Source organism: Streptomyces sp. NPDC056128 (assembly GCF_042263835.1).
Lineage (GTDB): Bacteria > Actinomycetota > Actinomycetes > Streptomycetales > Streptomycetaceae > Streptomyces.
In genome coordinates this window covers 1-22,108 of record NZ_JBHJVQ010000047.1, presented here as the reverse complement: position 1 = coordinate 22,108, position 22,108 = coordinate 1, and the positions used below count along the sequence as shown (strand labels likewise).

11 protein-coding genes and 1 pseudogene are annotated in these 22,108 nt (G+C 69.1%); 2 read left to right on the top strand and 10 right to left on the bottom strand.

The features are described from left to right. Nucleotides 1-6: 6 nt before the first annotated feature. Nucleotides 7-2,256 (top strand): Helicase associated domain protein, encoded by a 2,250-nt coding sequence (locus tag ACFC1X_RS38935; protein WP_376363893.1) that lies wholly within the window; start codon nt 7-9, stop codon nt 2,254-2,256. A gap of 461 nt (nt 2,257-2,717) precedes the next feature. Here the strand turns inward: ACFC1X_RS38935 and ACFC1X_RS38930 are convergent. The 10 genes and pseudogenes from ACFC1X_RS38930 to ACFC1X_RS38885 form a co-directional block, all read right to left on the bottom strand. Beyond that, nucleotides 2,718-3,508: pseudogene (locus tag ACFC1X_RS38930) on the bottom strand (transposase family protein). 373 nt (nt 3,509-3,881) lie between these two features. Further along, complete coding sequence (locus ACFC1X_RS38925; protein ID WP_376363890.1) at nt 3,882-6,071, bottom strand: NACHT domain-containing protein; 2,190 nt, start codon at nt 6,069-6,071, stop codon at nt 3,882-3,884. A gap of 525 nt (nt 6,072-6,596) precedes the next feature. Further along, entirely contained in the window at nt 6,597-7,916 is a 1,320-nt protein-coding gene (locus ACFC1X_RS38920) for a TIGR02679 family protein (RefSeq protein WP_376363887.1), read from the bottom strand. After that, complete coding sequence (locus ACFC1X_RS38915; protein WP_376363885.1) at nt 7,913-12,145, bottom strand: TIGR02680 family protein; 4,233 nt, start codon at nt 12,143-12,145, stop codon at nt 7,913-7,915. Before ACFC1X_RS38915 ends, ACFC1X_RS38920 begins: the two co-directional genes overlap by 4 nt. Beyond that, nucleotides 12,142-13,383 (bottom strand): TIGR02678 family protein, encoded by a 1,242-nt coding sequence (locus ACFC1X_RS38910; protein WP_376363882.1) that lies wholly within the window; start codon nt 13,381-13,383, stop codon nt 12,142-12,144. The genes ACFC1X_RS38915 and ACFC1X_RS38910 overlap by 4 nt, the downstream gene beginning before the upstream one ends. Beyond that, nucleotides 13,380-14,981 carry a DUF2397 domain-containing protein gene (locus ACFC1X_RS38905; protein WP_376363879.1) on the bottom strand — a complete coding sequence of 534 codons (1,602 nt, stop codon included), beginning with the start codon at nt 14,979-14,981 and terminating at the stop codon, nt 13,380-13,382. Before ACFC1X_RS38905 ends, ACFC1X_RS38910 begins: the two co-directional genes overlap by 4 nt. A 138-nt stretch (nt 14,982-15,119) precedes the next feature. Beyond that, nucleotides 15,120-15,656: a hypothetical protein gene (locus tag ACFC1X_RS38900; RefSeq protein ID WP_376363876.1), complete on the bottom strand. Its 537-nt coding sequence runs from the start codon at nt 15,654-15,656 to the stop codon at nt 15,120-15,122. After that, nucleotides 15,653-16,822, bottom strand: coding sequence for a helix-turn-helix domain-containing protein (locus ACFC1X_RS38895; protein ID WP_376363873.1), 1,170 nt, complete (start codon nt 16,820-16,822; stop codon nt 15,653-15,655). Before ACFC1X_RS38895 ends, ACFC1X_RS38900 begins: the two co-directional genes overlap by 4 nt. Nucleotides 16,823-17,251: 429 nt before the next feature. Next, nucleotides 17,252-17,998 (bottom strand): DUF4145 domain-containing protein, encoded by a 747-nt coding sequence (locus ACFC1X_RS38890; RefSeq protein WP_376363870.1) that lies wholly within the window; start codon nt 17,996-17,998, stop codon nt 17,252-17,254. 189 nt (nt 17,999-18,187) lie between these two features. Further along, nucleotides 18,188-20,824 carry a hypothetical protein gene (locus ACFC1X_RS38885; RefSeq protein WP_376363867.1) on the bottom strand — a complete coding sequence of 879 codons (2,637 nt, stop codon included), beginning with the start codon at nt 20,822-20,824 and terminating at the stop codon, nt 18,188-18,190. Between the two features lie 513 nt (nt 20,825-21,337). Between ACFC1X_RS38885 and ACFC1X_RS38880 the strand changes: the two genes are divergently transcribed. Further along, nucleotides 21,338-21,520: a hypothetical protein gene (locus tag ACFC1X_RS38880; RefSeq protein WP_376363864.1), complete on the top strand. Its 183-nt coding sequence runs from the start codon at nt 21,338-21,340 to the stop codon at nt 21,518-21,520. Nucleotides 21,521-22,108 lie beyond the last annotated feature (588 nt).

Below are 22,108 nucleotides of genomic sequence, written 5' to 3'. Positions count from 1 at the left end.
ACCTCCATGGCCCCCGACATCGAGCTACGGCCCCACCAAAAAGAGGCTGTCGCCGCCGCTGCCGCCACGCTGCGCCACCACACCCGCGCGAGCGTGATCGCCGCCTGCGGCACGGGCAAAACCCTCATCGCCGCCCGCACCACCGCCCGCATCGCCCCCCGCGGTCGGGTCCTGGTCCTGCTGCCCACACTGGACCTGCTGTCCCAGACGATCCGCTCCTGGCACGCCGCAGGACGCAAAGGCACCACCATCGCCGTCTGCTCCGCCCGCCAGGCCCTCGACCACGAACCGCTCGGCGCCGACACCTCCCTCACCACCGACCCCGGCGAACTCACCGCCCTGGCCACACCACCGCGCCCCGGCCCGGTCACCGCCTACGCCACCTACGCCTCCCTGCCCGCAGTGGTTACCGCTCACCGCGACCACCACCTGCCCCCCTGGGACCTGGTGGTCATCGACGAGGCCCACCGCACGGCCGGACGCCTCGGCAAGGCCTGGGCCGCAGTCCACCACGACGACCAGGTCCCCGCCGTCCGCCGTCTCTACCTCACCGCCACCCCTCGCATCTGGGACGCCGGCGAAGACCGGGACGGCCAAGAGGAGACGGCAGCCTCCATGGACGACGAAACCCTCTTCGGCCCCGTCGCCTACCGACTCACCCTCTCCGACGCCATCGACCTCGGCCTCCTTGCCGACTACCAGATCCTCGTCCCCGTCGTCACCGACGCCGATCTGCGCGACTGGCTCGCCACCGGCCCCGGCGCCGGCGTCGACGGACTTCGCCTGGCCGGCCGCCAGGTCGCCGCCCTGCGCGCCATCCACGACCACAAACTGCGCCGCATTTTGACCTTCCACCACCGCGTCGCCGATGCCCGCGCCTTTGCCACCACCCTGCACGCCACCGCAGCCACCCTCCCCACCAGCCTCAGACCCCAAGGCCTGTGGGCGGACTGGATCAGCGGTCACCACGACCCCCAGATCCGACGCCGCCTGCTGCTCGAATTCGCCTCCCACACCCACCCCCACAACCCGGCAGTCCTGTCCAACGCCCGCGTTCTCGGAGAAGGCATCGACGTGCCAGCCATCGACGCCGTCGTCTTCGCCGACCCCAAGAACAGCCCCGTCGACACCGTCCAAGCCGTAGGCCGCGCCCTGCGCCAGCAACCCGGCGCCGGCAAAAAAGCAACCCTCGTCGTCCCCGTCTACCTCACCCCCGGCGAAGACCCCGACGACCTCCTGGGCGCCGATGCCTACACCCCGCTGTGGCACACCATCCAAGCCCTGCGCGCCCACGACAACCGCCTCGAAGCCCGCCTCGCAGACCCCCGAACCCACCGCCCCACTACACCCCCCGAAGATCCCGAGGCCTGGCTGCACTTCGACCACCCCACCAGAGCCGAAGAAGTCGCACTCGCCCTCTCACTGCGCGTGCTGGCACCCAAGAGCGCCGAATGGCGCCGCGGCCTGCGAGCCGCCCGCCGCTACCACCGCACCCACCACCATCTCGACGTCCCCCAGACCTACCAGGACCCGACCGGCCACCCCCTGGGCCGCTGGCTCACCTGGCAGCGCCACCTCCACACCACCGGCGCTCTCGACCCGGCCCGCGCCCAAGCCCTCGAACGCCTTGGCATCATCTGGGACCCCCGCCAACAGGCCTTCGAACGAGGACTCGCCCACGCCGCCGCCTACGCCGCCGATCACGGACACCTCGCCGTTCCCGTCGATCACCTGCACGACGACTTCCCCCTCGGCCGCTGGCTCGCCACCCAGCGAACCCGCGCCCAGAACCTCACCACAGAACGCACCAACGCCCTCACCGCCCTGGACCCGTGGTGGAACCCGCCCTGGTCCATCACGTGGCAACGCGCCTACCACACCGCCCGCCAACAAGCAGAACAGAAGAACACAGCAGCAGCAGCGGGGGAGTGGCACATGGCCCAGCACAGGCGAGCCCACCATCTCCACCCCGAGCAGCGCCGGCTCCTGACGAACCTGGCACCCGACCTGCCGGACACATCCACCCCGCACGCCAGGCACCTCCCGCAGCCTGCACGGGAGCGTGCCTTTGAACGCGGGCTGGCCGCCGCACGCGCATTCCGCAAACGAGAAGGCCACCTCAACGTCCCCCAGCGGCACATCGAAGAGATCGACGCCGAGCAGGTACGCCTAGGACAGTGGCTGAGCAACCTGCGTCGCCGCGCCTCCACCCTGAGCCCGCAAAAGCGAGCAGCACTGGAGGAGCTCGGCCTGTAACGCACCGCCTCGCAGGCCTTCACAGCTCCCTTGGGCTGGCCGACAGCAGGCACTCGGCGCCCGCGGGCGGACACCAACCGGTCCGAGTCCGCTACAAAGATGCTGGTGGCCAGAACGTCGTGGTCTTGTGGGACCGTCCGGCATGATCCACGGCGTCGTTCCCACACCGGGGCGGAACGCTCAACTCGAACCCCGGACACGGCAACCAGGGCCGATACGCTTCACTTCGCTGGCCGCTGTGAGTGGGCGGCCGCTCGACAGCACAGCGGTGTCGGCGTACGGACTTCTTGATCCAGTCGCCGGATGAAGGTCCACACCTGTCCCTGATCCTGGTGCGCCCTGCTGACTCCAAGACAAGCAAACGGTGGGGATAGCGGCCGTGGCCTGGAGCGTGTGTGCTGGGAACAATGGTGTGGGTCGGGACCCTCGAGTTCGCGTGACTGGGGCTGACTGAACCCTTCTCATCCTGATCGCCAGACGGTCTCGATGGCGTGAACAGCGGCGATGGCACGGCTGATCCGGTTCGGGCTGCAACGGGCCTTATGGAAGATCCGCCATTGCTTGAGGCGGGCGAAGGCCCGCTCACCGGGCGCTCTCAGCTGGGCGTGGTCCCCATTGAACTGGGCGTATTGCTCGGGCAGGTCGCGACCGTAGTAGGGAGTGCGGACCGTGGCGCCGGCTCCGCGGTATGCGCGATCGGCGAGTACGAGGATCTGCCTGGTCAGGCACGCTTGGATCACGCCGTGGGCGCGGGCGGCTGTGAGGTCGTGGGTGCGGCCGGGCAGTGCACGCGAGTACCACAGTGCGGTGCCGTCCGGACGGGCCAGGACCGCGACGTGGCGGTGCTTTTGCGAGTAGTACGGCTCGTCGGCAGCCACCCGGTCGGTCCTGATCAGGGTGCCGTCAAGGATGAGAAACTCGTTCGGGTCATGGTCTTGCAGCGCGTCCAGCAGGGTGGGCGCCTGATCGGCCAGGATGTCGACGGCCTCGGTCACGTACCGGCCGGCAGTGGCGGTGGAGACACCGAACCCAGCTCCCACCTGGTGCAGGGTCTCGTTCTTGCGCAGGTGCACCAGCACAAGGAGAGCCTGCTGGAAGCAGCTCAGCCGCCGCCAACGCGAACGCAGTTCACGCCTTCGGGTGTAAATGAGCCAGGAAACATGCTCAACCACCTCGTGCCGGATGTCGAGCATGGCACGATACGGGTCCGATAGGGCTCCTGTGTCGAGATGTTGATGAGTGAGATCACCAACCGAACGACCAGGAGCCCTGCCACGTCACGAACTCCCGTCAGCCCTTCGTCATCAGCCTCAGGCCCCAGGATGAGAAGGGTTCACTGAGGACGAAGACCATGTTTGTTCTTCGCGGTGGCAACTCAAAGGCGGGGGCGGGGAGGACGCTACGTCGAGTGCTTTGGTCAGCTTGTGAATGGTGTGAGCAGGAACACAGTGACGGTTCGTCATGGCGGCAGCAAGGGGAGATGGCGCCTGCCGCCAGCACCCGCAACCTTCAGTTTTGTCTCTGCTGTTGCCTCCCAAAGCTGCGGCGCTGACTGTCTGTCTCGCATTGAGGTCCGGTCGTCAAGGGAAGCGGCAGAGCACGCCAAGTGCCTATTTGGGGCCCTGTCAGGGAACAGAGGGCGGATCGGGGAACTGCGCCAAGTGGTCCTGCAATTGACGGTGCCGGAACTGGTGACCGAGGCCCGCCGGGCGCAGCAGACCGGCCTCTTCACACGTGCTCAGGAAGGCGGTGAGCCGGTAGGGAAGCCGTCGTGCCATGGCGAAGCGCATCGCCGTGTAGCGCAGCCAGGCGCCGCCCGCCCATCCGCTGGTGAGCGAGAAACAGAGAACTAGCACGCCGGAGATGAGGTAGGAGACAACGGCCCCCAGCCAGTCGGTCACCGGTGTCCAGCGGCCGAGCATGATGAGGAAGGGCAGTAGTACGACGGCCGTGACGATGGCCGTTCCGATCCCGAAAGCAGCGGTGACCGCAACCCCTGCCGCGAGCGTGGTCACCACGGCGGGCGCCAGGGCCGGGACGGTGTCGACCGTGAGGTTCAGCAGAAATTCAGCGCCCTCACGTATGATGACCGTCCAGAAATCTCCCAGCAGCGCCAGTTGCATGCCCAGGCACAGGGCAAGCGCGGCCGGAAGAACCGTGTCCAGGTCGAAGCTGGCGAGGAGGACGAACGCGCCGCCGGCCAGGGCCCACAGAGTCAGCCACCATCCCAGGTCGTCGCGGAGCGGCTGGCGTGGCTTGGTGAAAGGTTCGGCAAGCGCGCTGTCGAGCAGGAGAGTCAGACCCAGCCCCGCGCCCAGAGCGACAGCCGGTGCGGCGCCGACGACGCCCCATGCGGCGCAGGTCAGGGCGACGGCACACGCCAGCCGTAAAACTCCCGAACGACGGCCTGGGGGCGTCCGCAGCAGGCCGAGTCCGCTGGTGGCAGGACCAGGTGGCTGCTGACGCACCAGCACGCCAGGACCGATCAACACGACCCAGGCCGTTCCCGCAAGGGCTAAGGCGTCGCTGCCCAGCAGAACGGTTGGCACGATCACGATGATGGCGGTGAGGACGGCGACAAGGGCGAGTTCGATTCGCCGCACTCGGGCGTAGCCCCCGATGGGCCACAACTGCCAGCCCGTCATATTGATGTCGTCGTCAGGATTGGCGGACGGATCGTTGAGATAGGCCGCCAGTACGTGGAGCCTGCGCCACGTGGCGACGGGATCAAGGCGGGCAGCGCGACTGCCTGCGGGCGCCGTGGCCACAAGGGCGGCCGGGTACCGGTTCAGTAGATGCTCGCGCAGGCTTCCGGCCCCCGCGTGCAGCAACAACTGCCGCGGATCGGGCGCGACGTTGCCGCGCGGGCGCCTGTACACGGTGGCCGCGAGCGTCAGGAGCCATGGCGTGCTTAACGCCCCCCGCAGCTGAAGTGCTTGGGGCGGTGCGCCGGAGCCGGTCGGCGGGCGGAGTGCATCGAGCACCGGTCGCCACCTGGCCAGATCGGGCGTCGTGTCGGCGACACGGTTCTCCAGGTACTCCCGCGCCATCGACGGCGTGACCGGGCGGAGTTGCACGACGGCCACCGTACGGGCCGCCGCTCCGGCTCGGTCCAGGGCGCTATACGCCCCGGCGCGGCAGGTCACCACCGCCGCCCCGCGCGTTCCCGCGCCTTGGAAGTCGTTCACCGCCTGTACCAGCAGCGCCGAACGGGAATGAGGGCCCGGCACCTCGTCGGAGTCGGTTTCGTCGATGCCGTCGATCACAGGCAGCACCATGTGCGCCTGCATGAGCAGTTCGGCCTCGGCCGGTGGCAGAACCCAGACCCGCACCAGCTGGTCACGGATCCACTCGTGAAGCGGCGTGCCTGGCCAGTCGGCTGCGGACAGCGGTACTGGCACCGGATGGCCGGGGGCGCGGTTGCGGGACAGGGCGAGCAGCAACGTGGCCGCCGTCAATGTCTTGCCCGTCCCCGCGTCTGCGGACCGTCCGCCGGTGAGTGTGTGCCCAGTGACGACGACTCGGCCGGGGAACAGACCGCACTGGAAAGCGGCAAGTCCGGTTAATCGCCCACTCAGCGGCTCGGCGGAGCTGATCCGGCCCGACAGTCGTGCCGTCCAGTCCAGGTCGACGAGTCCTCCGAGGTCTCCGCCCAGAAGAGCCGTGTAACGCCGCTCGGCCTCGACAGCGACGTGCAGAGCGAGGCGGCGGGCCACCGACTCGGGGTCACGTTGACCGCGCAGTGCGGCCAGCGCCGCCCAGAATGAGGCGGCCCCGACGAACATGCTGACAAGGCCGGCACCGAAGGAGAGCACCCCAGCTGTGTCACCCGCGTTCAGCCCGCCGCGCCCGAGTACGACCCCCGTCCACGTCAGTCCCGCGAAACACACCGCAACACTCAGAGTGACCCCGGCCCGCAACAACCCACGCCCCATGGAGATGCATTCTTCCAGGTGGTAGCGATCCGGATGGGGGGAACGTGGTCGCTCGTGCGTCTGACGCCTCTCACCGACCAAGCAGCTGAGTGCCGAGCAGCACGTCTCACCGGTCCTCTGCAGCTCTTGGAATGGCCTGCCGGGGAAGCAATGGACCGGCTGCGTCGTCGCCATTCCTGAGCCCACGAAGCCGGCAGAGGTCATTTCGGCCTGCCTGAGCCGCAGGTGCGTGCCGCGGGCCTGGCCTTTGCTGCAGACCACTGTCAGACGCCCGTCCCCGGCCGAGCAGCCGCACCGATTCCTCCACTCAGAGACAGCGTCGGTTGAAGACCAGCCCGAACGAGCAGCACCCCGACGAACATCCTGCAGCCCTCACACCTGGGTGCTGCAAACACACAGGCCTGCTCAGGCCGATACCACGTGGCGCAGGTCCGACAGAAGACGATGCAGCTGGGCCTCCTCGTGCACGGCAAGAGCGTGATGCGCCATGGCCGACGCAAGATCAGGATCCCAGGGTGTGGCCGCAGCCGGTCCGGCCAGAGGGAGGACCTGGTCGGCGGACGCCTCAGCCAGGGCACTGAGGTAGTCCGCGGCGTACATACGCCAGGGACGCGCCCCGGCCCGCATGATGCGGCCCGCGATCAAGACGCCAGGCCAGTCGAAGTCGCCGTGATATGCGACATCCACGCCGTCGGTGACAAGACGCTGCAGCAGTTCCCACCCGGCTGCGGAGGGATTGCCACTGCCGCACACCAGGACGTTGGGCAGACGGTAGCGGGCAGCGGCCTGGAGCACTTGCGGGTTCTCGCAGAAGTACACGGTCTGTCCCCGCTCGGCCAGCGGCACCCTGGAGGCAGTGTGCAGTTCCTGCAACGTCAGATGCGTCACCAGGGCGAGGTCGCATCGGGTGCGCATCATCCGCGCCCAAGGATGCTCTCCCGGCGGCGAGAGCCCCCACACGAGAACGGTTCCCGACAGAGAGTCCAGGCTCACCGAAACCTGTTCCCACAGGAGACGACGCCCTGCCGCGGAGTCCGCTTGTGGCATGCCGCAAGCGGCCGCCACGCCCTTGAGGACGAGGAGGCCGACGAGTCGTCCTTCGTCGAGTCCGTGGGCGTCCCCCGTCGTGTGAGCGGCGAGCTCGCCCAGCTCCCACTGCCTTCCCGGGCCCGGCTCAGCGCCCGCCCCCGGGTACAGAGGGGTGTGCGAGAGGGCGGCGAAGACACGAACGGTGCTTGCGAGGGCGGTGGCCGCGGCACCGGCACCGGCCCGGGTGAGGATGCCGGTGCTGCGCAGCTCGGCAAGCCAGTCCGGGACCCACCGGGCGTGACTCAGCCCGGCACGAGTCAGATCTTCATCCAGCCGCTGCCACACCGCCGTCCATGCCGTCTGCTGTGCTTCCTTGGCCGATGTCCGGTCCTGCAGGGGCCGGCCGGTCATGTCCGCCACCACGCTGACGAGTCCGCACTGGGCGGACGATGCGCGCAAGGCGGCGTCCAGCGCACCCAGCTGGATGCGGCGCACGCCGGGCTCGAGCCGGGTGCCGAGCAGCCCTCCCAGCCGGCTGGCGCCTTCCGCGTCGAGCTGGGCCTGCACGGTTCCGGTGGGCGCCAGACGGGTGCGTTCCAGCCGCCGACGGGTCGCCTCCCACAAACTGGTCAGGCTGGGGTCGCTGAGGTAGCTGCGGATCGGGCCGGGCAGGCGCGGGACGGAACCTGTGCTCATGACGCAGCGCGCAGATGCCGGGTATGGCCGTCCCAGTGCACATGCGTGGTGACAGCCGCTGTGCCTTCCGCACGCCGCACCTCATACGTGTCCAGCGCGGGGACCTCCTCGAAGAAGCCCCACAGGGCGTGACCGGTCATCACGAAGTCGAGATCCATGCGCACCAGGAGGGCCATCAGCTCGCCGATGGTCCGCTGGTCGACCTTGGCGAAGGCGTCGTCCAGGAGGATCAGCCGCAGCGAGCGCCCGGTGTCGGGCAGCCCGCTGAGGTAGGCGTCGGCGGCAGCGAATAGGGTCACATACGACACGAAACGGGTCTCGCCCTGTGACAGCTTGGCCCGCCGGCTGAGCTTGCGTTCCTGGCCGGGGCCAGGACCGGTGATGTAGGCCTCCACAACATGCCAGGCCCGGTAGTCGAGAGCCGAACGCAGATGGGTGGCATACCCGGCCTGCGGATCGGTGCTGTAGTCCGCATCCACCAGCGCCTTGAGCCGGGTGATGAGTTCCTCGGACTCCTCCTCACGAAGCACCCGCACATCGCGCTGCAGCAGCTTCTTGATCCGCGTGACGTGCTCACCGGCCGAGTCCGCCAGACGCCACCGGACCTGCACACCGATACCGTGACTGGTCGTGATGGGCCCCAGCGACTCGTTCATCGCCCCCACCAGCCGTTCCGCCTCAACGACGCGATCACGCAGCTCCTCAGCCATCCCGCCCAGGACGAAGGACGAGAAAGCCGTACGTTCCCGCTCGGTCAGTGCACTGCGCCCCCGGTCGCGCCGCTCACGCAGATCAGCTGCGGCGTCCGCGACGTGGCGCCGCCCGCTGGCATCCGTCAGCTCCACCACATGCAGACCGTCCTCGACCGTCACCGTCACGTCGTAGGCGCCGACAGTATGGCGTTCCAGCACCGACTGGGCCCGCACCAGCGCCGTCGCGTCAGCCGTGCTGTCCGGCCGGCGCACTGCCGCCCGCACCTCGCCCACTGCCGCCAGAACATCGTCCGGGCTGCTGCTCGTCGACACCAGCGCCGGGGGAGACGCTGTGCCCGGCTCCAGGGCCACCGCCAGAGCGGGATGACTCACACGCCGGTGCAGCACCTCAGCCTGCAACATCAGCGCCTGCCGCGCCTGGTGGGCCGCCTCCCGCGTACCGTGGGCCTTCTCCTTCGCCGCGGCCACCTCGCCGGTCAACGTCAGAACGTCACCGTGCGCGCGCTGCAGCGCTTGCCCGGTCTGCTTCAGTGCGCGCTCGGCCGCGTCCAACTGCTCGTGCACTTTCTGAGGACTGGAGCCGAGGCTCTCCCGCAGAGCAGCAAGTTCCGAGGCCTCCCTCGACCAGGCCGCGCAGGCCGCCTCGGCCTCCTGCTCGGCCCCGCCGCGCCCGTCACGGATCATGTCCAGCTGCCCGCTCAGCCGCTGATGGCGGGCGAAATGCTTCCCTGCCGCCGCACCAACCCGTTCCAGATCCCGGCAGGCGGCCTGGGCCTGCTCCGCGCAGCTCTGCACGGCCCGCAGCTCTTCCGCGTCCTCGGGCATCCCCAGGGCCGCACAGACTTCCCGGTGACCGAGATGACGGGCTGCCCATGACCGCTGCAGCCGCTCCGCCTCCTGCGCAAGGATGCCGGCCTGCCTGAGTCCGGCGACCGCGTCCCGGCGCACCGCGGCAGCCCGCAGACGAGACGTGGCCAGCTCAGCGGACCGTGGGGCCTGCACCAGGTACTCCTCCAGCTCCCCAAGCCAGGCGTCCAGAACATCCTGCTCCTCACTGCGGGCCTGTGCCGCCTGCTGCAACTCCTCGAGCAGCAAATCGATCTCGGCCAGACGCGCCGCACGGGCGGCCGCACGAGCAGCAGCTCCGATGTAACGGGCCGCCGACGGCAGATGACGGCCGGACAGCGGCCCGTTCCCCCACGCACCGTCGAACGACACCCAGGTGGGATGCCCCGGCTCCACGGCGATCTGGTCCAGGACGGCACCGACCCGTCGTGCATCGGCGGGATCGCTGCAGGCCGGAGCCAGCACGGCGCGCAGCGAGTGCAGCGCCGCCGGACGGCCGACGCTCAGCAGCAACTGCCCCTCATGGGCGACGACATCACCGTCCCGGGTGAGAACGCCGTGCAAAAGCCCCGAAGCGATCAGGGCCCCCTCGATGCCCGCCCGTGCCCCGGCATCCACCTCAGGGCGAAACTCCAGCAGCTCCCACAGAGCCGGCCCCCCCTCGGGCGGACTGCCCATCCAAGACGGCACTGCGGGCAGCACGTCCCGCTCCCGGCGCAGATCCCCCGCCTCGGCCAGCAGCTCCGCACGCCGGGCCGTGTCCTGCTCAGCCTGGGCCGCCACAGCGGCCACCTGCTGCGCGTGCCGGGCCCTGGCCGGCGCGGCCACCTGCTGAGCCAGCGCATCCAAACGCGCAAGCTCCCTCTCGGCCTCGGCACCGGCCACATCCCCCGCCAACGCCTCGACGTCATCCAGGAGCGCGGCCACAGCCGTACTGCTCCAGTCGACAGAGCCGAACAGACGCCGAGAGAAAGGCCCGCCAGCCCACTGCCGCCATGACAGGGCCAGCTGCGCCGCCGCCTCGTCGCGTTCCGTCTCCGCCTGTTCGGCCCGCCCTTGCACCGCTACGGCGTCCTCAGCCGCGTCCTCCGCCCGGTCCTGTGCACGCCGGACCTTCTCAGCCAAGGACGCCAGTTCCCCCGCCTCTACGGCACGCGCCACTGCCTGCTGCGCGCGACTGACCGCGGCCGAACGCAGAGCCGGAATTGCCGCCACAAACGCCTCCGCCCCCGCGCCGGCCTCCTCAGCGCTGGGGAGCAGACACCGAGCCGTCGGGCGGGACACAGGCTCCGGGTCAGAATCCACCGCCACACGCACCGGCTCGACCACGGGATCCGGCGCGACCACCTCGACCCGCACCGCGTCTGGCACAGGAACCTTCAGCCCCGCCCCGGCCAGCAGCCGACGGGCCTGCCCCACGACCTCGGCCATCTCACTGACGGCCCCCGCAGCGTCCTGCCCCGCTTCATCGCACGCGTCGGCGGCGCGCTGCTCCTCCGCCCGGGCACCCTTGGCGGTGACCACAGCAGTGCGGGCGGCCCCCTCCATCGCCTTCAGCGTGTTGAGACGCTCGTTCAGCTCCCGCGCCGCCTTGTACTCACTCGAGGACCGGATCCCGGCGACCGTGGCCTCCAGCTCCTCCCGGTACCCCTCCAGCTCCCGCGCCCGGGCGACCGCCTCGGCATGATCGCGGACGAACCGCAGATGAGCCTCCTCCTGCCGCGCAGCCTTCAAACCCCTCTCCCGGGCCCGGATTGCTGCATCCCTGGCCCGGTCACCAGCCGCCAGACACACCCCCGTCGCGTAGCGGGTATAGACCCGCAGGAAGTCGGCGACGTGACCGTAAGCAGTCTCCAGCCGCTCCAGTGCCGCCCGGGTCTCTTCCAGCCCGTCCAGTTCCTCACCCGCCGTGGCGATGGCCTTGTCGGACAGCGGAGGCAGCGCATCGGAAAGAATCTGGGGCAGACGGCCCTCGTCGATGCGGTTGCCCACGTCCGGCGAACGCAACGTGTGCAGCAACTGCAACAGCCCCGCATACCGCTCCCGCCCCTGATCACCATGGAGACCGAAGACAGCCGCACGCACCCGGTCCCGGTGAACGTCCGGGGACGAGGTCAGCCGATCGGTGCCGATGACGGCACCCAGGCCCTCCCTCGACAGCGGCACGCGGCTCGCGTCCAGGAGCACCAGTTCCTCGTCCACGCGCAACGGGGTAACGAAGTACCAGGCTTTCGCTTCCGAGGTGCTGTGCGAGAAACGGATCAGCGCCCCGACGGTCAGGTGCTCCTCGTGCCGCCCATCGCCTGCCGGATCCTCCACAGTGCGGGCGAGCTCGAGCCACACGTAGCCGAGCCGGTTGGTCTGTCCCGCGCCCCCCGCCCGCATCAGATCCTCCAGCCGGACCTTCCCGGACCCGGTGGCGTCCATCCGGCGCCGGTCCGCGTCAAGGACGAACGGCAGCAGCATCTCCAGGGCCCGGGACTTCCCGGACCCGTTCGAGCCCCGCAGCACCAACCGGCCACCCGAGAGGGTGAAACGCTGATCGAAGTAGAACCACACATTGACGATGCCCGCCCGGTTCAACCGCCACCGGTAGGGGCGCGGGCCGGCAGACGGCCCGTTGCCTACAGCGCCGTCGTGCCTGCGCGGGCCGGGAACGAGGGAACTCACAGCGCCTCCTCGGCAAACAGAACATCGCAAGGAGCCTCACCGGCCGCGCTGCCACGGGGACCGGCGAGCCGCTGCGCGGCACGCGTCGGCTGGGCGTGCGGCTCGGGACGGTACCGGGCCGCCGCCGGGTGCAGCGCCAGGCCCTCGGGCAGGCTCCGCGCCAGCGACATGGACTCGAGCAGGGCGACGACCTCCTTCTGCAGCCGCTCGGGATCGGCGACGAAAGCACCGGCCCAGGCCTTGGCATGGCGGGTGGCCAGATCATCCAGCTCGGCGCGCACCGTCTCCCACGGCGCCACCAGGCCGGGGGAGTCGCCCGTCGGCCTGAGCAGGTCGGTGAGCGCATCGGTCAGCAGCAGCGCCGCCTGGCGCACGGTGCCCGGGCCGGGATAGGCCACGTCGCTGAGGGTCCCCTCGGTGTCATAGGCCAAAGCGCCCTCCGCCCTGACTTCCAGCGAGAGCCCGAAGTGCTCCTCCAGCAGCCGCGTCAGCTCCGATCGCTCCCGGGACAGGACATCACGCTCGTCCTCGGGCAGGTCTTCCCGCCTTACCAGCGGGTTCTCCACCAGACGCCGCCTCAGGCTGCGCCGGGGCTCGGAAACCGCTGCGGCAGGCGTGGGATCCGCCAGGTCGGCCAGACAGACCACGTTGCGCAGCGGGCGGGGCAGCACATGCGGCAGCAGAGGGCGATGGACCTGCAGCACCCCTTCCTCACGCCGTTCATTCCACGCGGACAGCGATCCGTCGGTCTCGGTCAGCACACCCCAGTCGATGAGCAAGCCCACGGCCTGCACCAGGCGACGGTTGTCCGCGGGCGTGTCCCGCAGCTCGACGCCGGCGGTGACAGCGTCGGCTCTGACCTGTTCCACCAGCGAAGAGATCAACAGCCATTCCCCGGTGCCAGGCGTGAGCAGCGCAGCACACGACAGCGAGAACAGCGCATACGTGTGCGGTGTGAAGGGCGGGCTGTCCCCGCGCCGGACAGCCCGCAGGGGGCTGCCGGCACCCGGGGGCGTCTTCACCAGACGGGCGAACGATGTCTCGACGATCAGGTGATAGCCCAGCAGTCTGGCGAACATCGACCGCAGCGCAGTGGCATGCCGGCGGACCAAGGCCAGATCGTCCGGCTGCCGATGCGACGTCAGCACGGGGCGAGACAACAGCGTGCGGGCCGCCTGGCGACGCTCCGCCGCCTCATGCTGTGCCGTGGACCCCGGCCGGTCGAAACCTGCGCTCACAGGGAGCCTCCCGCAGCCGGCGGCGGCCGGCTGTCCCCATCCGGCCAGCCGTCCTGATCCTGGCCGTCCCCCCAAGCGCTGCTGCGGGCCGCGTCGCAGACGGAGGCTGTCAGCGCCAGCCGCAGGAAGGTCGTGTCACCGTCGGCCGACCTGACGACGGTGTTGCTGTCCGACGGGGCGATGGCCACGGCCACACCGAGATCAAAGTCCTCCGCGCGCACCGACCCGGGCAGGTTCTTCCCCCTGGCCAGCGCTGAGGACACCAGCTCAAGCAACAGGTCGCGGGCCGCTGGAGTGAGATGTACTGCATCCAGCGCGCCGGCCGCGGCGAGTTCGGCTCCCGCCGTCCGGCGGGCTGCCAGTTCCCGCGCAGCCTCTTCCTGCAGGCGGGCGATGTCCATGCCCGGATCGGGAACACGCGAGGCCCGCCCCCGCGCCGTGCGGTCCCCCCGTTCCCGCAACGAGACCGGGACGTCCACCGGGGCGGCGTCCCACCACGAGGTCGAGGGCGTACTGCGCACATCGCCTTCCTCGGGACCAAAACTCAAATGCCGCGCGGCGTAGGCACCGAAGGCATCCGAGAAGCCCCGGTGAGCCTCCTCCACACTCGCCTGGGCGAACAAACCGGCTAGATGCAGCAGCTCACTGCGCCGAGCCCCTCCGGTACCGCCAGGAGCGAGCATGCGCCGCGCGTTGGCCAACAGCTGCCCAAGGGCCGACTCCGCCGCAGACCGCAACTGCGCCGGACCGGACATGCTGCCGTCCCCGCCGCTGTACCAGGACAGCAGCTGCGCCCAGTCATCGGACCTGCGTCCCGGTAGCCTCTCGACGGGGGCACCGTCCGCGGAGGCCAGGCCCGGAAGACTGTCCAGAGCACTCAGGACACGGCCAAGCACGGGCTGGAGTTCTTCCAGACATTTCAGGACCGCGGGAGAGTGGCGGGAGACATCGGTGTCGATGAGATGGACATACTCCAGCAGCAGCCCCTTGAACGACGCGTACTCCTCACCGGCCAGGTCGTAGCGCACCAGCACCGACGACAGGTAGGCGTAGAAATCCCGAATGCTGTCGGCGAAGTAGGCCTGATTGGTGAAGACGGTCGTGACATCCGCTGCCAGTGCCTCGGCGTCGACGCTGCGCGGCTCCTGCGCCTGGCGCAGGATTCTCCTCAGCAGCACCGCCATGCTGCCGAGGAGCTCGCGTGCGACCTCGCGTGCGCCGTCGCGCATACGAAGGACCTTGGTGACCTCCCGGTGGACCGAGCCGCCGAGCCGCGTGATCTGGAAACGCGACCTCGTGTGGCGCAGCGCAGCAACGGTGGGGACGCGGGGGTCGCGCGCGGCGGGCATCAGGTTCGTCCAGCGCACCAGACGGCCGCAGCGTTCCTCCGCACTCTCGGGGGCCAGGGCGATGCCCCGCTTCGCGAGGGCTTCACTCACCTCGGCAGCAGACAAGTCCGTCAACAGGGACTGCGTGAACAGGTCCATGATTGCGAGGTACTCGGTTGCGTGATCGGCCGTCACGTAGCGGAAAAGGTCGCGCCGCTCGTCCTGCTCCTGGGCAGGAGCTGCCCAGCCCTCGAATTGATCTTCCCCCACGCCTGCCCGACCTCCGGCTCGTTCCCGGAGTCATGAGCCGGGAGGCACCAAGAATCAGACTAAAGCGAAAAGCTTCTCCTGCTTGGCAGTTGAACACTAAAGACCAAAAACAACTGGTTCTGATCGGCTGTCGCGGGTCTAGCGGAGAAACCAGGAGGCGTCACCCGGTATGGAGAGGTACCGGCCGGCATCCCGCATCTCCCGGATCAGTTTGTAGGCGTCGGTGGAGGAGATCTCATGGGTGCTGCACCCGCGGGCCAGCACATCCTGCGTCTCCAGCGTGGTGATGCCCAGGCGACGCGCGTGATCGCACGCCGCCCGGTCATCGCTCAGCCACAAGGACCCCCCGTAGCCCGGCCAATGTCGGAGAATGTGCAGGGTCTGGGCCTCTCCCAGGTGCTGCAGCGGCGCGCTTGCAGAACCGCCGAACGCCGCCCGCCGTACCCGCTCAACGGAGTCGGCCTCGTCCTCCTGGATCTCCAGCGGCTCTCCGAGCCAGCCCTCTTCCTCCAGCCGGACGAGCGAGGGGAGGACGCGAGCCGACCTTGCAGCCTCGAACGCGACGGCCTCTGCCCACCGCCCCCGTCCGTCCAGAATGCGCTCGAGCAGGCTCAAAGCACTGACGCAGGCAAAATTGCACAGCACCGTGTTATCGGGGAACCACCAAGAGGTCACGGGAAGAAGGCCAGTTCTGCTGGGCTGGATGCCGGCGCAGCGGGCTGCGCGGCCTCGTTCTGTGCTTCGGAATCCGGGTGGAACAGGTCTAGCAGACGGTTCGAGTCCAGCCCGGTCACTGCAGCGACCAGCCGGATGCTGATGTCGCCGCGAGCGTAGGCCGAAATGGCCAGCTTAGCCAGACTCGCCGAGTACCATCCGTCGCCCGACTGTTGGGCGTACTGCATGTGCCGGTCAGGATCCCCTACGTACTGGGCTGCTTCTCGGGTGGTAGCAGCGGACCACGAGCGTCGCTGACCATCACTGATGACGCCCAGCGTGCGAAGACGCGTCGCCATCGCACTGGGCGAGACCTGATACTCCCAGGACAGGGACAACAAAGCTTCCCTGCTCATGGTTCCGGCAGCGGCGCTCTCCGGCACCTCTGCTCGCGGCATGAGCAGTTCGGCGGCGAACGCGTTTGCTCTGATCTCCGCCTTGCCCTGATCAACACTGGGGACGACGTGCTCAGTCAGCGGATGCTCCGTTGCGTCACCTGCCAGGATGTGCCCCAGTTCGTGAGCAAGCGTAAACCGCTGACGCGTCCACGCGTCTGTTCGCCCCACCAGGACAAGCCGGAAGTCACCGGTGTCCCACGACAGCCCGTCGAGACCGTCAGGCAGATCGATGGCCGCAGCCACAAGGCCGAAAGTCTTCTCCCACTGCTCGGCGAGACCACGCGCAGGAACACCGCGAGGGCTCTGACCCACCACAGTGCAGGCAGCCTCCGCCAACCGGGACCCCTGCTCGATGAGACCGGCCTCGTCGGGCAGGGACGGCAGCTCGGGCAAGTAAAGCCGGTGCCCCACACCTGCCAGCGCATCGATCCACTCCGCATAACCGAGCGCTGCCGCCTTGCTGTCATCGGGTGCTGCCGCGCCGCGCTCACGGGTGCGGGCCGCCATCGCGGTGACCCGGCGCGGTTCGGTGCCGTGCAGCAGCCACTCGACGGTCGTGAGCCCCTGCTCGGCGATCAACGCAAGTTCCAAAGAGGTGAAGCGACGAGTACCTTTGAGTGATTTGCTGAGCTTGTCTGCGCTCATCCCTATACGCCGCGCGAACTCCGCCTGGCTGTCGCCGACGCTTTCGAGCACTTGGCGCACCCGCGCATTCAACGAATCAGTCATCACTCCACCTTAATCGGGCGTTGCGAAAATCGCAATGATTTGATCGCGAGTGATCATAATCGATCTTCTTCACTCAGAGTGAAGCTTCCAGCGCACGGCTAATTAAGCACTCGCCCGATGTAACGACGACCGACGCGCCGTGTAGCGCAAGCGGCACCAGAACAACCACACCGAGCCAACACGCCGCCCGGCAGGAGCACCGCCGAGCCAGTGAACCGTTGCCGACCGCTATGACGAGGGCGGGTGCGCCTCCTCGGCACCGTAACGGCCGCCACCCTCCTCGACCGGCCCTGCTTTGGAACCAGAGGCCCCTACGGCACGAGGTCGTGCGAAGGCGAAGGAGCGCTGACCAGCGACCAGGCCAGTTGCGACTCCAACGGCTGACTCCTTGGGGCCCGCCCCGAACTAGGACGGTGACGTGCCAGTACCTCACCCCGAGGCTGCAGCCGGGGTTGCGGGCCTGTCCTGGGCCTCGGCCATGCCCTGGCCACTGAGCTTCGCAGGGGCAGGCACTGACTTTTTCGCCGCCACCTTGCGTGCTGCCTTCCGTGCCTCTGTCTTCTGCCGACGCTCTGAGAATTTCTCGTACTGCACGGTCAGCACGTAGATGTGCTCCAGCAGTGCCTCGGTGAACACCAGGGCGTCTTCGGCGTCCTGACGTTTGACCGCGTCACCGTGGGCGCCGTCGTTTCCGACGAATCGCAGGGCGGTAGCCCAGTCCAGGAGCCGGCCCTCGATCTTGTTGTTCTGTTGCAGCCACTCGATCTTCTTTGCCAGGGTGCCGTTGGTTGCCCCCTGGTCTTTGCAGACCAGTTCCAGTGTCCTGCGGGCCATCGTGGCCGTCGCTGAGTAGGCATTGGCCTGATGAAAGCAGCGGTAGGCCTCCTGGAACGCGCGTTGGACCGGGTACGGCGCGTCTACCACCGGCGCACCGTTGGGCCAGACATTCTCCGGGCTCTCCCACTCGTCTGGCCCGTGCAGATAGGCGCTGGCCAACACCATGGCCGTCTGGCACAGGGTGCAGGCGACCAGCAGCACCCGCCAGGGATCCTCTCGGCCGATGTCGTCGTCCGGCGGCTCCACCACCTCGCCGCGGACAGCGGCGAGTACCTTCTTACGGCACACCGGGCAGTCGGCTATGAGCAGAGTTTCGGCTGAAGGATCTGTCCGTGTCACAGCCCGGAGGTTATCCCCGGCCAGCGCGGCCGTGCGCTCGAACAGCTGATTTACCCCCGATCGGGGCGAGACAGAGCCTGCAGCCGTTCGCCCCCCCGCCGGTTACGCCTGCGCCCTGATCAAGATCCGCTTGCGATATGGCCCTGGTCCCGAAGCCCGCGCAGACGCCATCCACCTCTTCGGGCACGGTCACCATGGGGCGGCAGGACTGCCCTCGGCCGTCAGCCCGTTCGCCAGCAGCGCCTGCCACTGCCGGTCGGGATCATCATCCTTGCGCCGCGTGGCCAGCTCTTCCAGTGCTTGCCGGTCACCCGTGTCGGCAGCCTGCCGGGCGAGGCGCTCGGCCTCGACGAACTCACCTGCCTTTTCCAGGCGTTCGGCGAGCATGCCTGGCGCCCACGCCAGAGCCTCGTCGTAGGCGCGCCGCAGCAAGGGCATGGCCTGCTCCCCGGCACGGTCCTGGGCTAGGCGCCGCAGCGTCCACGATCGCTGGCCGGCCGGTGCCCTCCAGGCAAGCTGCTCGGCCTCTTCCAACAGGCCGGCCTTCTCGCGGCCTTGCACCAGCTTCCACAGCGGCGTGGTGTAGCCGCGGGCGGCGGCGTGTAGCGCCCACTGGTCGGCTTCCTCCCGCCGCTCGGCCTGCTCGGCCCGTTCCATCAGCATTCTCACCGCCTGGCCTACACGGGCAGCTGCCGCACGCTCCAGCAGTGTGCGACGGACGTCGTCGGGGACGTTCTCGTCGTGCACAGCACGGTGCGCCTGCACCCACAGTGCCCATGGGTTGCCCCGCTCCACCTCACTGTCCAGCAGCGCTTGTGCCTCCTGGTCCTGCCTGCGCTCGCGCAGCCGCCGCAGCAGCCGTTCCAGCGCCCAGGAGTTCCCGGCCCGGGCGACCTGCCCGAGCGCATCGTCGCCCGCGGCTTGGCCCTGCGTGGCGTCCAGCAGGGCCACCAGCTGGCGCAGCGCCCAGGTTTCCCCGGGCGGCATGGGCAGCACGGCAGGATTGAGGTAATCGAGCAGGGACCGAGGGCCCGCTTCGAAGTCGATGAGATCAACGCCCTCCTCCCTCTGCCGACGCCGGCGTTCGAAGACGCTGATCGCGTTCCCGTACAGCCGCTCCGCGTCAGCGGCCCGCTCCTCGACCTCGGCCCGCTCGGCGAGGTCCTTCAACGGGGTGGCCTCGCCCGCTGCGAAGGCCTCCCTGGCAGCCGCCTCCATCTCGGCCGTCCCCGTCGCGAGAGCGGCCAGTTCCCCCATCGCGTGGCGGTCGCCCGCCGAGCGCAACGCCGCCCGCGCACCGTCCTGGTCCCCTTGCTCACGCAGATCGGCGGCGTAGGCGCGCAGGATGTCCGGATCGCTGCACTGGGCGACCTCCGCATACCAGCGGGTGGCCTCCTCGGACTTTCCGTCCAGCATCAGCGCACGGGCCAGGTGGAGCTGGGCGGTGGGACTGCCGCGGCCGGCGGCCTCTCGTACCAGCTGTTCGGCCTGCTGGTACTGCTCCTGCTCCAGCATTTGTTCCAGCAGTTCCTCCAGGACCTCGCCGTCCCCGGCGAGTGCAGTCTGCTCCTGCACACGATGGGCTTCCTCGGCCCGCTGACGCTCCTGCCACAGCCAGGCCAGCTCATGCCCCGCCTTCACATCCCCCAGGTCCAGCGCCCGCTGATACAGGCCGACGGTCTCGGCATCACGCCAGCGTGCCTCTGCCGCCTGCCCTACTGCCCGCACGATGTGAGACTCGGGTAGGTGCTCGCGCGCCGCAGCCCAGAACGAGGCTGGGGGAGCGGCATAGCGCCGTTCGATGCGGCCGATGTGGTCCATGTAGTCGGACAGCCGCCACCCGCCCCTGCCACCCGTTCCCGGGCGGGCCCGCACGCGGCTCAGCAGTCCGCGTACTCCCTTGCTGGGCTGCTGCGTGTAGGCGAGAGCATCCTCAAGCCACTCCTCGCCGAGCGCGTCGTAGTCGTCGTCACTGAGGTAGCCCTCGGCGGCCGCCTGCAGAAATTCCCGCCCTACCAGCGCTGCCCCGCCCAGCCTGCTGGCGTCCATGGCCGCGCCGATCACCGCACGGGCCGCGGGCGGCGCTGTCCGGTAACGCTCGAGCAGCGCCGGAGCCCCCGCCATGTACTGGGCGATCCGCCCGCCCACGGTATGGGCCAGAGCATCGGCCAACCGCCCATCGTGGCCGCCCACCGTCCGCGCATCCTCCAGCTCCTGCGCCTCGAACGCAGCCGGCACGTACACACCCTTGCCCTCGAGCAACGTCCGCGCCTGCGCGTGCCCAGAACTCCGGCCTGGGACCGCGGGCGCGGTCAGCCTGCTCCAGAACTCCGGCCAGACGGTCCCCAGGACGAGCACCGGTCCCGTCGTGCTGTCCTGCAGCAACGCCCGCAGACCGGCCGCCACCTGCCCGGCCAATGCGCCGGCCTGATCGCCGACGTACTGCTGCAGCTCGTTGAGCCAGATCGCGGTGCGCGCAGCGATCCCCTCCTGCAACGCGTTCGCCAGTGCCTGGGCGGGCGCCGGATCGAGCGGATGCCACAGCCTCCACCCGGCCGGCAGCTCTGCCACCGCCTCCCAGCACGCCCTCGTCTTGCCCGAGGACGACTCACCGACCAGCACCACCATCCGGTTCGCGCCACCAGCGGCCTGGCCCACCACCGAACGCAGAACCTCATCGTGGGCACGCCGCACGTACAACGGCAACACCCCCGGTACCGCCGCCGTCACATCGACGGGCCGGTGCACCTCCCACTCATCGAACGCCTCCTCATCCCGCAACTCGGCGACGAACCGGCCACGGACAGGCACCTGGCTCTCAGGCATGTCCGCCACAGAACGGCCAGGACGTCCGCCGCGCCGCTGCCGCCGCTCCTCAACCGCCGCCTCCCACAACCTCACCCACCCTGCAGGAGCACCCGCACCACCCACCTGACGAGCCTGTTGGGAGAGACAGACGATCAGGAACTGCACCACTGACTGCTGCGACGGCACAGACCGGCCCGCCAGCCAATCACTCAACGAAGACGTACTCAGCACCACGGACGGCTGCCGCAACCCGCCCTGACGCACCAGCGCCGCCAGCGTCGGCGAACCCGCCCTCTCATACAGAGCCTTCACCATGGCCGCGAAAACCCGTACAGCCGCGCCCTCTTCCACCACACCCCCCTGCACCATCCGCCCACCCCTGCACCGGAAAACCCGTCAGACGGGCCCTGGCCAGCGTAGACGCCTGACAGCCTCCATCCAGAACATCGCCGGAAACCTCCCGGACGAGCGCCAATAGGGCCACCAAGGACTCCGCCGCGCGGCGGATCCCACACCCAAGGAGGCCCACCCTTGTTCCACCACCTGATCGCCCTGCTCAACAGCCCCTTCATCACGACGTTGTTGGCCACGCACTACCTCACCATCGCCGGACTCGCCCTCACCGCTGTATGCGCTCCGACGGCCTGCCGCCGGCAGGCGGCGCTCAAGGCACTGGTCGTGCTGCTCGGCCGTCCACCACGCCCCCGGATCTGAGCAAGGCCCGTCTCCGCACGTGGGCTCATGGCCAGCCCCGGCCATGAGCCACGTGCCCCCTCGGACACCAAAGCAAAGTCCCTGCGTGCCGACTAGTCAGGGCCTTAAGCCCCCAGGCACCACAACCCCAAGTGCTGGCGCGCCGCCAGGCGCATCCTCCACCGGAAGACAGCCGCACCCGGAAACCACAACACCCATAGTTTTCAAGGAGACTGACACCCAACCAGTCCGGCGACAGCCGGACACCACCCATTCAAGCTCCCCGGCAGGGGAGCGCAGACAACTCAAATATCTGTGCAACCACCCCGTTATGACATCACCCGGCGCCGCCAGGCGCCGGTGGCCGACATCTCACCCTCCCCGACAGGGGAGGGGCGCATTTTCCATCGCCCTGCCGTCAGGCAGGACGGCATCCCTCTTGCTGAGCGGGCCGTCAGGCCCGCCAACTCCCACAGAAACCAACCAAGTTGGCCCGCCAGGGCCAACCCCGGTACCTAATACACAGTCGTGCCGCCAGGCACGACGACAGTACCTAACGGGCCGTCAGGCCCGGAGTTGGCCGTCAGGCCAACTCCAGAGCCGACACGC

Coding starts and splice junctions, on each gene's coding strand:
- ACFC1X_RS38935 (WP_376363893.1), top strand. CDS start 7: ATGGCCCCCGACATCGAGCTACGGCCCCACCAAAAAGAGGCTGTCGCC.
- ACFC1X_RS38920 (WP_376363887.1), bottom strand. CDS start 7,916: ATGAGCACAGGTTCCGTCCCGCGCCTGCCCGGCCCGATCCGCAGCTAC.
- ACFC1X_RS38895 (WP_376363873.1), bottom strand. CDS start 16,822: ATGACTGATTCGTTGAATGCGCGGGTGCGCCAAGTGCTCGAAAGCGTC.
- ACFC1X_RS38885 (WP_376363867.1), bottom strand. CDS start 20,824: ATGCCTGAGAGCCAGGTGCCTGTCCGTGGCCGGTTCGTCGCCGAGTTG.